Consider the following 14847-nt stretch of genomic DNA (forward strand, 5'->3'; position numbering starts at 1 on the left):
AGAATGTAAACTTATTAATTTTCTTGATTAAGGCATTTGTTTTATAGTTTGACAAAATAATAATCTCTGCGTTCATTGCGCCTTTGCGGTTATTGATTTGCAACTAAAATTTACATAGCCTTAAAGGCTTTGAAACTGATAAAGCTGAAATTCATAATCCTAGGTAAGGAAAAATTATAAAAAACTGATAATCAAAATGATAAAAGCAATAATTGAACACCTAATTTAGTTGTTTTTCAAAAAAAATTTTAGAATTGAAAAGTTAAACGAAATATTCATTTTATCTAAATTCAATAAAAATAAGATGTAGCACATGAAATCAGCAAAAAAGTCAAGCTTCAATTTGGGTTTTGTATTACCTTTGTAATCATGAAACTAAGTTTTACCTATTTGTTAATCATTTTATTTTCCTTGCAATCCTTTGGGGTCAATGCAATGAATTTGGTGAACTTTTCAAACTTAATTTCGCATTACAATCACCATAAAGTCGAACACCAAGATAGTTTTTGGGAATTCATAGACTTACATTACGGAAGCCAAAAACAAGCACATTCCGATGAACACGATGAACACCAAGAATTGCCTTTTCAAGAAGGTTTTTCAATAGCTGCTAATGTGTATTACATCTCTACTGAGCAATTCAATTTTACTCCTATTCAAAGCATAATTTTCAAGCAAGAAAACTTCAACTACGAAGACCATTTTTCATTCTTACACGCTACCGAAATTCTGCAACCACCCAAGCATTTGATCGATTACAAAAGTTAAGTCTTTTTTATCCATCAAATTCTTTTTTAAATGCTTTCAAAAATCATTGAATTTAGCTTAAAATCTAAATTCCTTATCGTCTTATTTATCGCATGTATTATCGGTTTTGGTATCTATAGCTTGAGCCAAATCAGCATAGGTGCGGTACCCGATATTACCAACAACCAAGTACAAGTCATCACCACCTCGCGTAATCTTTCTACGGCCGATGTGGAGCAGTTTCTCACCTATCCCATCGAGCTAGAAATGGCCAATTTGCCGGGAGTGAAAGAAATTCGTTCGACTTCAAAATTTGGACTTTCGGTAGTTACCATCGTTTTTGAAGATGATATGGGTACCTATCTTCCTCGGCAGCTAATTTCTGAAAAAATAAAATCGGCATCAGAAAATATTCCATCTGAATTTGGCACCCCAACTATGGGGCCGATTACTACTGGCTTAGGTGAAATTTATCAATATACTTTAGAAGTAGAAGATGAAATGAAAGACCAATACGATGCAACCGAATTACGTACCATTCAAGATTGGATTGTAAAACGCCAATTGGCTGGCATCAAAGGCGTGGTAGAAATCAACACATGGGGTGGTTATTTGAAAGAATATGAAGTGGCTTTTTCAACGGAAGAATTGCAGGCTAAAGACATTTCGGTTGCTGAAATTTTAGCAGCTTTAGAAAACAACAATTCGGTAGCCGGTGGAAGTTATATTGAAAAAAACGAACAAGCCTATTTTATTCGTGGTGAAGCCTTGCTGAAAAGCATAGAAGACATTGAAAACATTGTGGTGGAAAACCGCGATGGCCAACCCATCTTAATCCGCGACGTAGCCGAAGTGCGGTATGGGTATGCCCGCCGTTTTGGTGCCATTACTGGAAATGGTGAAGGTGAAAAAGTATTAGGGCAAATCATGATGCTAAAGGATGCCAACTCCAACCAAGTCATCAATGAAGTAAAGCAACGCCTTGCTGAAATTGAAAACAGCCTACCCGAAGGCGTCTATATCAATGGATTTTTAGACCGAAGTGAACTCATTAGCCGAACCACTTATACCATTTTAGAAAATTTACTGCTGGGTTTTTTAGTGGTTACTTTTATTGTGATACTGCTTATAGGCGATTACCGATCGGGATTGATCATTTCTTCTGTAATTCCGCTAAGCTTCTTGGTTGCCATCAGCTTGATGTACATCTTTAACATCGATGCCAACTTGATGAGCATGGGAGCACTCGATTTTGGAATCATCATCGATGGGGCAGTGATTATTGTGGAGTTTGTCGCTTTTAAAATGCTTCAAAACTCCAAGGAGTTTAAATCTCTACAAGGAAGTGAATTGCAAGAACTCAAAGACAAAATCACCTTCACTGGAGCAACCAAAATGATGAACTCAGCTATTTTTGGGCAATTGATTATTTTGATTGTGTTTATTCCTATTTTGTCCCTTACTGGGGTTGAAGGCAAAATGTTTAAACCCATGGCATTGACCTTTAGTTTCGCACTCATCGGCGCGATTATTTTGTGTTTCACTTGGATTCCTGTAGCGAGTAGTTGGTTCTTAAAACCTGAAAAACTGAAAGAAAAAAACTTCTCTTCAAAAATTATAGACCAGGTAAATCGGGTTTACGAACCCAGCATAAAATGGGCTTTAAAAAACGTAAAAATAGTATTGGCAGCTGCCGTTGTTTTAATCGGAATTGGGGTGTTTACCTTTAATAAGATGGGAAGTGAGTTTGTGCCTACTTTAGACGAAGGCGATTTTGTGATTCAGCCCATCCTTAAAACAGGAAAATCCTTAGAAGGCACGATTGAACGCACCACAGAAATTGAAAAAATTCTGTTGGAAGAGTTTCCTGAAGTAATGCAAGTGGTATCGCGCATCGGAGCCGCCGAAATTCCTACCGACCCGATGTCTATGCAAGATTCGGATGTGATTATTCGCTTAAAACCTAAAAGCGAATGGACTTCAGCCGAAACCAAAGAAGGACTTGCCGAATTGATGAAAGAAAAACTCAGCATCATCCCCAATATGGAAATCGAGTTTACCCAACCCATCGAAATGCGCTTCAATGAATTGATTACCGGAGTTCGTTCAGATGTGGCCATCAAGCTGTTTGGGGAAGATTTAGACATCCTAGCCAAAAAAGGCAATGAAATAAAAGAATTGGTGAAAAACATGGAAGGTGTAGGCGATATTTCGGTAGAAAAAATTGTAGGCTTACCCCAAATGTCTGTAAACTACAACCGAAGTAAAATCGCTCGATACGGCCTTCAAATAAAAGCCATCAACGATGTGATTTCAGCGGGATTTGCTGGAAAAAAAGCCGGAGTTGTCTTTGAAGGTGAAAAGCGTTTTGATTTGGTCATTCGCTTAAAAGAAAGCAGCCGACAAGACATCACCGATTTGCAAAACCTGATCATTAGCACTCCTAATCATGGACAAATTCCGCTCAACGAAGTAGCTGAAATTGTGTATGATAAAGGTCCAGCCAAAATATCCAGAGACGAAACCAGAAGACGCATAGTAGTAGGCATCAACGTAAGAAACCGTGATTTAAAATCGGTGGTGGACGATGCTAAACAATTAATTGATGAAAATATTAGCTTGCCCACAGGCTATAGCATTACCTACGGCGGTCAATTTGAAAATTTAGAAAGTGCCACCAAGCGATTGCAAATTGCCGTTCCTATTGCTTTGGTACTGATTTTCATCATGTTGTATTTTGCTTTAAAAACCCTAAAAGATGCATTATTGATTTTTACCGCCATCCCATTTTCTGCCGTGGGCGGAATATTCTTGTTATGGCTGCGAGATATGCCTTTTAGTATCTCGGCAGGAGTAGGTTTCATCGCTTTGTTTGGTATTGCTGTACTCAACGGAATTATTTTAGTAGAATATTTTAAAGACCTCCAAAACAATGGAGAAGAATTGACTAATAAAAACATTATGAAAGCAACCAAAGAACGTTTACGAGCTGTGCTACTTACCGCCAGCTCCACCGCATTGGGCTTTTTACCCATGGCCATTTCTACTGGTGCAGGTGCTGAAGTCCAACGCCCGTTAGCTACCGTAGTCATTGGCGGATTACTCACTTCTACCCTACTTACACTCATTGTGTTGCCCGTTTTGTATGCCGCTTTTGAAGGGAGAAACAAAAAACTAAAACTATCAAAATCTACCGTAAACCTATTACTGATCGGTATCTTTTGTGTGGGAAGTATAGCAACTAGCCAAGCACAAACCACAGAATTGGACAGTTTAAAAACAGTGATGCTGAATAACAACAAAGGTTTAAAAGCTTCAGAAAAAAGCATCACCAAAAGCAAAATGGCCGAAGGCGAAGCTTTTCAGTTTCAGAAGTTGCAGCTGTATCAAAATTACGATGAAGCCGAATGGGACCCGATTGCGAATCAACCATTGTACCAATGGGGTGGTATTCAAAATTTTGATTTCCCAACCGTGTATGGCAAGCGATTAAAGAGAAATAAATCTTTTACCGAATTAAGAAGCATTCAAAATGAGTTGGCCATACAGCAACAATTTCAAAATTTAGAATTAGCCTATCAAAATCAGTTGATGATCCATTCAAAAATGAAAATTTACCAAGAATTGGACAGCGTATATGCCGATTTTTACCGAATGGCATCTCGAAGGTTTGAAGAAGGCGAGTCTACTTATCTTGAAAAAATAACCGCACAAGCCAAGCAAACCCAAATTGAAAATCAGTTGCAATTGCTTCAAGCAGAAGAAGAAAACAATCGACTTCAATTGCAGAATTTATTGCAAACAGATGAAGAAATTCAGTTACAAGAGCAAGAAATTAGGCGTTTGCAGTTTCAGTTGAAAAATATAGAAAATCACCCCAATTTAGTTTTAAAACAAGCCGAAGTTCAGCTAGCCAACAATGAATTAAGCCTAGCCAAAAACGAACTGCTTCCAGGTATTTCGGCAAGTTATTTTATTCGAACTAATGCTTCAATTGATAAAAATTTCAACGGTTATCAAATTGGGCTGAATGTACCTTTGTTGTTTTTTGGAGATAGGGCTAAAATAAAAGCTCAAAAAATGCAAACTGAAGTTGTGCAATTGGAAGAAGAGCAAACCAAAATCGATTTGCAAACGCAACAAAATAAATTGCTCAACCGAATTACTTCACAAACCGAAAGCCTCAACCGCTTTGAAGAAACCCAATTGCAAGTGGCCAAAGAAATTTTGAAAACCGCCAGAAGCAGCTTCAAAAATGGAGAAATCAACTTTTTTCAATACGCCCAAAGCGTAGATAATGCTATGCAAATCAAGCTGGAATACCTCAACTTACTGGCAGCTTACAATCAACAAGTAATTCAATTTAACTACTTACTTTTAAATTAGAGAAATGAAAAATTCAATATTATATATCAGCCTTTTAGCCAGCCTTTTCATGCTTAGCTGTACTGATGAAAAAACAGCTGAAAATGAAGAAAATCAACAAGAAGAACACGCTCATGAAGATGAAATTGTACTTACTAAAGCACAGTTTGAAAACGGAAACTTTCGACTAGGAAAAGCAGTGCTTCAAACTTTTTCAGAATCATTTCGCGTAACGGGAATGATTGATGTGCCGCCCAATAATAGAGCTTTAGTAAGTTCATTTTTCAATGGATTTGTAAGCAAAACCACCTTACTGGTAGGAGATGAAGTACAAAAAGGCGACTTGTTGCTTCAACTGAAAAACCCTGAGTTTATTCAGCTTCAACAAAACTATGCCGAAAACCATAGCGAATTGGAATACCTTCAATCTGAATTTCAGCGCAAGCAAAATTTATTGGCCGACCAGGTAATTTCAGAAAAAGTTTTCCAAAAAGCCAAAAGCGATTATATGCGAATGAAAGCCAAAGTGGAAGGTTTGCAAAAAACCTTGCAATTGATGAACGTAAATACCAAATCGGTATTGGCTGGAAATTACACCGATGAAATCAGTATTTATGCTCCCATCAGCGGAAAAATTGCGAAAGTAAATGTAGCGCAAGGTATGTATTTGGATAATTCTACGTTAATCATGGAAATTCTGGACACCGACCATGTGCATCTGGAGTTAGATGTATTTGAAAAAGACGTATTGAAAATTAAGAAAGGAGACAGCTTAAACTTCAAAATACCTGAAATATCCAATCAATCGTATCGAGCTTATGTACGATTAATCGGTGCTGAAATCAACGAAAAAAGAAGCGTTCGCATACACGCACATCCGGTAAACGAAGATGAAAATTTTGCCGTGGGTATGTTTGTAGAAGCCTATTTTAGTAATGACCCTAAACAAGAAATTTCCTTACCAACTACTGCATTTGTCGATCAAGACAATCAACTTCACGTGCTGCAACTTACCGAAGAAACTGCTGATGAATACCATTTTAAAATGATAGAAGTCGAAAATTTGCCTGAGCAAAATGGTTTCAAACCATTACAAAGCAAAAAGAGTTTTGCTAAAGAAAAACCCTTCCTTACCCAAGGTGGTTTTGACTTAGTAGAAGGTGAAGGCGGTGGACATGATCATTAATACATTATTTTTGAAAAATGGATAAACAAGATTTTACCTTACTCATTGCAGAAGATGAAGAAGAAATTGCGGTCTTTCTTGTAAAAGGACTCTCGGAAGAAGGCTATCAAGTTCATAGGGTTGCTAACGGAAAAGATGCGGTAAGTTTTGCCGAAAAAAACCATGTTGACCTTGCTCTTTTAGACTGGACTATGCCTATAATGAACGGACTAGAAGCATGCAAGTTACTGCGTGACAAGCAATTTACATTCCCCATTGTTTTTGTAACTGCCAAAGATACCGTAGAAGATACGGTAGAAGGTCTAAAATCTGGAGCAAACGATTACATCAAAAAACCTTTTCATTTTTCAGAATTGTTGGCACGAATTGAAAGTCAACTCAATATGCACTATAAAATTGGAGCGCTTCTTCAATTGGGTTTTATTGAAATAGACACAGCTAAACACTTGGTATATAGAAGCGAAAAACTCGTAAGCTTAACTGATAAGGAATACCACATGCTCGCCTATTTAATCAGAAATAAAGGACAGGTTTGTAGCCGAAAGAAAATTATTGAAGATGTTTGGGATATCCATTTTGAATATGACACCAGTGTTCTTGATGTGCATATGAATGCCTTGAGAAAAAAACTGAATTTACAACGAAATCAATTGATTAAAACCATACGTGGTTCAGGATTTATAGCAGAAGAATGAATATTTCCATCAAAAATAGAATTGCCCTCATTTCAGTTATTTCTGTAGCCATACTATCGCTTGTGGTGTTTATAGCTATCTATCAAAGTTTGAAGGTTTCTGCTTTTAGCGAAATTGATGAGAAGCTTGAATTTGAAGCTACAAAACATATCCATGAGCTTATTTTTAAAAAAGACACCGTTTATTTCGCTTACGCGGAAGAATTGTTAGAAAGAGAGCATTTAGAAATTGAAGTATATCCTATTTACATAGAATTAGTTGACACAAAAAAACAACTTCTTGTAAAGTCTGAAAATTTAAAAAACAAATCGATTATTCTTGAATCCAATTCCACTTCAAGAGAAATTTTTAACACCTATGTATCTGAAGAACCCCTTCGGCAAATACAGATTCCATTAGAAAAAAATGGAAAAATTTATGGTAAAATAGCAATTGCTGTTTCATCAGAAGATACCTTATCCGTTTTAAAAAACTTAAAAAACAATCTGCTTGCCATTTATCCTATACTTCTACTCATTACCTTTTTTGCATCGAGGTATATTTCAAAAATCACAATTCAACCCCTCACAAAAATTACTGACACCGTAAGTGTCATTTCCAGTGAAAATCTAAATTTAAGAGTTCACGAAATAAAAGGCGACGATGAGCTAAGTGTGCTTACCAAAAGCATCAATGGATTTTTAGACCGAATACATGCCTCCATTGAAAAGGAAAAGCAATTTACAGCCAATGCATCGCATCAACTACGCACACCACTTACAGCGATAAAAGGAAACCTTGAAGTATCGCTACGCAGAAAGCGAAGTATAGAAGAATATGAACAGCATATACAAGAAACCATAGATAGAATAGACCGTCTTAATCTTGCATTAGACAATCTGCTTATTTTAGCTCGAATTGATGAAGATGCCAAAAGCATAAAAAAAGAAGATGTAAATCTTGTAGAAATAATCAATTCCAAAATCAAATTGTTCAAAGCAACTATTGAACAAAAAGAATTGAAAATTATAGTACAACAAGAGCTTTATACTAAAATGGTAACAACCAATTTATACTTCTTAAGAATTATTCTTGAAAACCTACTTTCCAATGCCATTAAATATTCATTACCTAAAAAAACAATACATATTTATCTGAAAGAGAATAAAGAAACTATTTCAATTTCCATTAGCAATACAGGTGGAAACCTATTAAAAGAAGATGTGAAGCATGTTTTCGACACCTTTTACAGAAGCACCAACAATACAGAAAAAGGCTATGGTATCGGCCTTGCTTTGGTGCAAAAAGCCGCTAAAGTACTAGCCTATGAAATTCTTGTGGAGCTTGATAAAGCAACTACTTTTACCATTCAAATTCCTAAAAAACAGCTACCTTAAGATTGGCTTAAGATTGGTTTAGTCTTGTACTTCTCTCACCAATATGGCGTTATTTTGTTAAATAAAATACGTCATGAAAAAAATATTTTTCCTCTTATTCATTTGCATTAGTTTCACATCTATTGCGCAAAATTGGCAACTTGATTTTGAACAAGCTAAACAACAAGCACAACAAGAAAAAAAGAACATACTTCTTGTTTTTTCAGGTTCAGACTGGTGTGCACCATGCATTAAGTTAGATCACGAAATTTGGCAATCGGATGTTTTTGAAGCGCATGCCAGAGAAAATTTGGTGATGGTAAAAGCCGATTTTCCAAAACGAAAAAACAACCAACTCCCAGAAGAACAAAGCAAAAAAAATGCAGCCTTAGCCGAACGCTACAACCCCAACGGCTACTTCCCATTCGTCATCTTACTAAATGCAAAGGGAGAAATAATCAACCAGCTAGGGTATAAAAATTTAGCCCCTAAAGCCTACATCAACGCCATCTATGAAAACTAACCTATTATTTGCAATTGTCTTCCTGTGGGTTAATTTTTCCTATAGCCAATCCATTTACAAACGAGATTTAGGTTTGATGGGAAGCAAATTTGACATCACCGTAGTAGCCAATTCAGAAGAAGAAGGCAATACGTTTATCGATAAGGCAGTTCAAGAAATACAGCGCATAGAAAATTTGATTTCTTCCTGGAAAGCCACTTCGCAAACCTCTGTCATCAACCAAAATGCAGGCATAAAACCCGTAAAAGTAGATGACGAGCTATTTCAACTTATCAAACGAAGCATAGCCATTTCCAAAATTACAGACGGTGCTTTCGATTTAAGTTATGCTGCCATAGATCGCATTTGGAATTTTAATGGCCAAGAAACCCCAATGCCAAGTCCATCTGAAATAGCAGCCTCTGTAGAAAAAATCGGTTATCAATACATCGAATTAAACGAAAAAGAAAGCAGTGTTTTCCTTACCAAAAAAGGAATGAAAATAGGCTTTGGAGCCATTGGAAAAGGCTATGCTGCAGACAAAGCAAAGGATCTCTTGATAAAAGCGGGTGTTACAGCAGGCATTATCAATGCCTCTGGCGACATGAATACATGGGGAAAACAACCCAATGGAAATCCATGGAAAATTGCCATTACCAATCCGTTGGACAAAACAAAAAACTACGGTTTGTTTGAACTAGAAAATCAAACAGTAGTTACTTCTGGCAACTACGAAAAGTTTGTAATTATTGATGGGAAACGCTACGCGCATATCATCGATCCTCGCACTGGTATGCCCACACAAGGAATTTTAAGCGTAAGTGTTTTTGCTACAAAAGCAGAACTGGCCGATGCATTGGCAACTTCAATTTTTGTAATGGGCGTAGATGCAGGCTTAAATGTTATTAATCAGCTTCCTCAAGTAGAAGCCATCATTGTAAAAAGCGACGGCAGTTTAGCCACTTCAACTCACATAAATATTTCAACAAAATGATCAAGACCATTTCAAAACTCGCACTTATTAGCCTGCTATTTACTTCTTGTGTAGCCGTAAAAGAATATGAAAAAGTAAACCTGAACGATCCAGACATGAAACTCTCGGAGCGAGAATTGGATAAATACAAGTCCACCTTTCAATCCTATCGAGAAGCAGCAGCTGGCGCTAACGGAGGAAAAACTGGAGGTGGTTGTGGTTGCAACTAAAAAACAACCAGAATTGATACAAAACAACATATAGATTATGAAAAATATACTTTTTTTAGGTGTTTGTTTCCTCTTGGCACAAAATACGTATTGCCAAAATGATAAAACCTCTGAATACAAAAAGCGAGTACTAGAAAGCACCGAAGTCAATTTGCTATCGAGCTATTATTCACAAGATGGTGAAAATGCTGCCGTTACAGGTGGACGAGGTACAGAAGAACTAACCGATTTTGCTCCATCCATCAACGTAGCCATTCCCCTCAATGAAGATGATGTACTGGCCATAGATGCTACTGTTTCAGCTTATACCTCTGCTTCATCTAGCAATATAGACCCTTTTGATGGAGACCAGCCTGCTGATCCATTTGTGGCTTCTACTGGGGCTTCAAGACAAGATACTTGGTTTGGACTAACGGCTAACTATTCCCATTCATCCGACGACAGAAACACCATTATCAGCGGAAACCTTTCCTTTGCAAATGAATATGACTATACCTCTTTTGGATTTGGCGGAAGCCTAACCAAATTATTCAATCAAAAAAACACCGAACTTCAACTGAAAGCCAATGTTTTTTTTGATACCTGGAATCCACAATATCCTATTGAATTTAGAAATAGCTTTACTATAAGTGACTACGATTTTGAAGGTGAAAGCAACTTTGCTTCTGGTTATACTGAATTTTCCACTTTAAACAGAAATTCTTACAGTCTTGGAATAAATTTTTCTCAAATTCTCACAAAAAACATTCAAACTGCCTTTATGGCTGATTTTGTAATGCAAGACGGATTGCTTTCTACCCCTCATCAACGAGTATATTTTGCAGACATTGCCGATACAGTTATCGAAAACTTTGTTATTGGAAATGATATTGAACGCTTACCAGATTCCCATTTAAAAATTGCCTTAGGTAACCGAACTAACTTTTATTTGAACGAAAATTTTATTTTAAGAACTTATTATCGCTATTACACAGACGATTGGGGAATAGATTCACACACCTTTAAAATGGAAGTGCCTGTAAAAGTGGGCTTAAAATACGCCTTATACCCAATGTATAGATACTATACACAAACCCAAGCAGATGCATTTGGTGCGTATAACAGCTTGCTATCTACACAAGAATTTTACACATCAGATTACGATTTGGCAAGTTATGATGCCCATCAATATGGGGTAGGCTTTAAATATTACGACCCGCTAAGTAAATTCAACTTAGGTGGTTTTGGTTTAAAAAGCATCAATATAGAATATAATTACTACAACCGAACTTCGCAAAACTTTACTGCTCATATTACTTCACTGAGCTTCAATTTTGTAGCAGACTAGCTAAAAAACAATTTTCAATACCAAAACGATGAAACCTTCATATTCTACCCTATATCGAATCGTACACTGGAGCTTAGCAATAAGTTTTATGCTGTTGCTGATTACCATTTTATTAAGACTCACTTGGATGGAAAAAGAACACATGGCTGGCATCATCAACACCTACTTAACAACCAACGAAGTCAGTTTAACCCAAGACCAATTAATTGTTTTGGCGAAACAAATAAGACAACCCATGTGGCAATGGCATGTTTATTTAGGGTATGTACTCGTTGGGCTTTTTAGTATTCGCTTTGCCCTTCCTTTTTGGGGTGAAATGAAAATACAAAACCCACTGAATAAAACACTTACCACAAAAGAAAAATTTCAACGTTGGGTGTATATCTTCTTCTACTTTTGTGTTTTGACTTCATTAGTAACTGGTTTATTAATAGAGTTCGGTTCCAAGACTATAAAGAAACCAATGGAAGAAATCCACGAGCTTTCAATATACTACTTGCTTTCATTTATAATTCTTCACCTAGCAGGGGTAGCTATTGCTGAATTCACAACTCAAAAAGGCATTATTTCAAAAATTATAAGTGGGGGAAATGAAAAATAAAATCATTGACTGTGAGATTTACCGCTTAAACAGCCGATGGTCAAATTGAAAAGATTCAATAGCTGTCACTTTTACTTTTGAATAGCTAGTATGGATAGGATTTAAAATGTAATTGAATTCTTGCTTTACAATGGCAGATGGCACTTTTAAAGCTAAAAATTCTTGGCTATCTAAAAATTCATCTCCAATGCGTTGAGTGCTCTCCGAATGCGGAATAGAATCCCAATTTGCAAGAAGTTGAGCACTATCTATAATTTGTAAAGTTGCATCATCGGGCATTTCAATTTCAATTAAGTAATAATCCTCAGGAATTAAGTCGAAATCTAGATGTACTGCTACTTCAAGCTTAGCTAACGAAATATTTTCAGCAGTGTAAAGTGCATATTTATTTCTAGAATTCCACCGGCCACCGTTTAACATAGCGCCTGTGCCTGTCAAGTCTCTAGTGTATTTTTCTCTTGAAAGTCTATAGAGTTTCATTAAGCCGAAATATTCATTAAAAAAACATTCATGTATAATCGCAGTTAAGCCAAAACACCATGTTCTATTCTTGATAGAGCGGTTTCGACGGCTTTGATGCCTTGATTGGTGTCGAGTAAAGACTTGGGTACAATACCACCCAAAGCAATGTTTGTACGGCTTAACCATTGTGTAAACTTTTCTGTGGAACCAAAAACATCTACCCCATAATCGAAAAGTAAGGTAACTTCAATAAGCTTTTCGGACTGTGTACGAGATAAATGCTTTTTATCGGACTTTAAACGGACTAAAGAACGATTGGAAATATGCAATATTTCAGCCCATTCTTGAGAAGAAAAAGGCATTAAGCTTTGTGCATTTTCAAAGCTTTTATAAGGTAAACCATTTCGGGTAGCCATCACTAGAGTGAAGTAATTTTGGTCGTCGTTTAGGATTTTTGGAAATGAACTGGCAGTAGATGCTTCTAAGGTATAAGGTGGCTCGGCTACTTCTGAAACTTTAGGGTGAGTCTCATCTGTAGAAGAAGATACATTATATGAATGACTTACTTGACTTGATAGCAACGCAGGTGCTAAGACTTTTGATGCGATACGGTTAGGTTGTAAATTATAGGTTTCCATCACAAATTATTTTGTATAAATTTACGCATTTTGTCTTAAAAAAAATGCCATATGTCAAAATTTAACATTTTTACGTGCCATCTATTTATTGACTTAGGTGTTTAAATATTATCTATAATTTACAATTAATTAGTTTTTTAAGTTGTATTTACAATGAATCTAAAAATCACTGTTATCTTTGTGTCTCCGTGGTTAAAATATACATCAGCAAAATCAGCACGTTTGGATAATGAACAAATCGGCATAACTATTAAGTAGGCGCTTAGTTATATCAATTTAAATTCTTAATTTGACAAGTTAAAGAATACTTCTACAATCATTTAAAAATGCAACTTAGTTACAAAGCTAAGCTGTGCAAAATCACTTCGGTTGAAAACAAAGTCGATAGCATTTGAGTTGAAATTTTCTTTAATGATGAATAAGACATCGAATTCCAGTCCTTTTAGGAAGTTTGTTTGATACGTTAGCCTTGTATTCAGTTGCCAAAATTCATCAATGTTGTATTTATTAAACTGAAAATCGTTTTGTTTAGGCCCATACATTTGTATCATTTCCAAACCTATTTTTAAATTTGGGTTTTCTAAACGGTAATTTCCTGTAAACAAAATGGCATGTGTATCTCCCAAGCCTTCCATTCGTGCTCTAGCTATAGAAGTATAAAACCAATCTCTGCCCAACTCTTTAGGAAAAAGAACTCTACCTGTGGCAAAAGAATAAGAATAAGCGGCTGAAAATTTTAACTGAGAAGAATGGTCGTACGCCAATTTTGAACTGATGACCTGTGCATTTTCATCTGGTTGAATGTAACGGTTTTGATAAGCAATTTGACGGCTGTTTTGCAGTGGGAATTGATACGCATACTGCACACCTGAAGTCCATTTTTTAAATGTATAGTGTACCTCGGCAAAAGAAATTCCCAGCAATTGATCTACATAAAACTGATACAAATCTAATTGGAAGGATTTTTTATTGAAAGTGTAATTTAAAAAACCAGCTCCATTGCTCTGAATAAAATCAGCATAATCTGCCACCTCTCCGTTGGGTTGAAACCCTTGCGAAAACAAGCCTATCGCTTCAGAAAAACCATACCAATTAGCAGTAGAACGCACCAAAACATGACTTAGCCAAGCATATTGAATCTTGTGTTTTTCCGAAATTTGATAATCTAACCAATGACCACGATAAGCAAAAGGTCTCATCCTACCATCACTTTGATTAAAAAAAGGAGTATGACTACTATAAAAGTTACCCACTTTGGCTTTTAGCTTTTCAGTTTCAAATTGAAGGTAAAATTCATCTAAAGTAAAAATAGAAAAGTCATTCTTATCTAATACATTGTAAAGTTCGTATTCCCACTTGGCTGTTTTTTCCGTAATTTCATCCATCTTATTTAGATTAAAATTATCTAAACGTGTAATGTACCGACTACCAACATGAAAACTGAAGTTATTGAATTTTGGACTTACATATGCTAAAAACAAAGCGGTTGCATTGGTTTGATAGTCTTCTAAACCTGGTTGAAGATTCAGCGTATTCATATAAAAATTACGCAATTCGCCAGAGAAAATGTGGCGTTCCAAAAAACTATTCCTGTTGGTTGCAGCTTCTTGGCTATAGCTGCAAATTACAAAAGCAAAACAAAAAAAATAAACGGAGTAATTTAGCTTCATAGTAATGCAAATATCCTTGCAAAATTGATGCTAAACAGTAACAAATGTTACTAGAAAAAAAGAAAAGCTATTCCTTCAAATCAAGCAATTTTTTCT

General features: G+C 36.1%; 13 protein-coding genes. 10 read left to right on the forward strand and 3 right to left on the reverse strand.

What is annotated here, in order from left to right; translation table 11 throughout:
- Positions 1-369 precede the first annotated feature (369 nt).
- The 10 genes from IEV72_RS04455 to IEV72_RS04500 all read left to right on the forward strand — a co-directional run bounded on the left by IEV72_RS04455 (position 370) and on the right by IEV72_RS04500 (position 11981).
- A complete protein-coding gene (locus IEV72_RS04455; protein WP_188457894.1) occupies positions 370-768 on the forward strand; it encodes a hypothetical protein in 399 nt (132 codons plus the stop codon).
- A gap of 30 nt (positions 769-798) precedes the next feature.
- Positions 799-5133 (forward strand): CusA/CzcA family heavy metal efflux RND transporter, encoded by a 4335-nt coding sequence (locus tag IEV72_RS04460; RefSeq protein WP_188457895.1) that lies wholly within the window; start codon positions 799-801, stop codon positions 5131-5133.
- A gap of 4 nt (positions 5134-5137) precedes the next feature.
- Positions 5138-6298 (forward strand): efflux RND transporter periplasmic adaptor subunit, encoded by a 1161-nt coding sequence (locus tag IEV72_RS04465; RefSeq protein WP_188457896.1) that lies wholly within the window; start codon positions 5138-5140, stop codon positions 6296-6298.
- Between the two features lie 17 nt (positions 6299-6315).
- The gene (locus IEV72_RS04470) at positions 6316-6993 is read left to right on the forward strand and encodes a response regulator transcription factor (RefSeq protein WP_188457897.1); all 678 of its coding nucleotides are present in this window, start codon (positions 6316-6318) and stop codon (positions 6991-6993) included.
- On the forward strand, positions 6990-8369 hold the full coding sequence (locus IEV72_RS04475) for a sensor histidine kinase (RefSeq protein ID WP_188457898.1): 1380 nt from the start codon (positions 6990-6992) through the stop codon (positions 8367-8369). The genes IEV72_RS04470 and IEV72_RS04475 overlap by 4 nt, the downstream gene beginning before the upstream one ends.
- Positions 8370-8442: 73 nt before the next feature.
- Positions 8443-8871: a thioredoxin family protein gene (locus IEV72_RS04480; protein ID WP_188457899.1), complete on the forward strand. Its 429-nt coding sequence runs from the start codon at positions 8443-8445 to the stop codon at positions 8869-8871.
- Positions 8861-9844: an FAD:protein FMN transferase gene (locus IEV72_RS04485; protein ID WP_188457900.1), complete on the forward strand. Its 984-nt coding sequence runs from the start codon at positions 8861-8863 to the stop codon at positions 9842-9844. Before IEV72_RS04480 ends, IEV72_RS04485 begins: the two co-directional genes overlap by 11 nt.
- Entirely contained in the window at positions 9841-10053 is a 213-nt protein-coding gene (locus IEV72_RS04490; protein WP_188457901.1) for a DUF4266 domain-containing protein, read from the forward strand. The genes IEV72_RS04485 and IEV72_RS04490 overlap by 4 nt, the downstream gene beginning before the upstream one ends.
- Before the next feature lie 37 nt (positions 10054-10090).
- Entirely contained in the window at positions 10091-11380 is a 1290-nt protein-coding gene (locus tag IEV72_RS04495) for a DUF3570 domain-containing protein (protein WP_188457902.1), read from the forward strand.
- A 28-nt stretch (positions 11381-11408) separates the two neighbouring features.
- Complete coding sequence (locus IEV72_RS04500) at positions 11409-11981, forward strand: cytochrome b/b6 domain-containing protein (protein ID WP_188457903.1); 573 nt, start codon at positions 11409-11411, stop codon at positions 11979-11981.
- Positions 11982-11999: 18 nt separating this feature from the next.
- On the opposite strand, the gene IEV72_RS04505 is transcribed toward IEV72_RS04500, so the two are convergent.
- From IEV72_RS04505 to IEV72_RS04515, 3 genes are all read right to left on the reverse strand, one after another.
- Entirely contained in the window at positions 12000-12461 is a 462-nt protein-coding gene (locus tag IEV72_RS04505; RefSeq protein ID WP_188457904.1) for an RES family NAD+ phosphorylase, read from the reverse strand.
- A gap of 44 nt (positions 12462-12505) precedes the next feature.
- Positions 12506-13081, reverse strand: a complete 576-nt coding sequence (locus IEV72_RS04510; RefSeq protein WP_188457905.1) for an Xre family toxin-antitoxin system antitoxin — start codon at positions 13079-13081, stop codon at positions 12506-12508.
- A gap of 320 nt (positions 13082-13401) precedes the next feature.
- Positions 13402-14751: a hypothetical protein gene (locus tag IEV72_RS04515; protein ID WP_188457906.1), complete on the reverse strand. Its 1350-nt coding sequence runs from the start codon at positions 14749-14751 to the stop codon at positions 13402-13404.
- Positions 14752-14847: the final 96 nt, after the last annotated feature.

This window comes from Psychroflexus planctonicus, assembly GCF_014640195.1.
Lineage (GTDB): Bacteria > Bacteroidota > Bacteroidia > Flavobacteriales > Flavobacteriaceae > Psychroflexus > Psychroflexus planctonicus.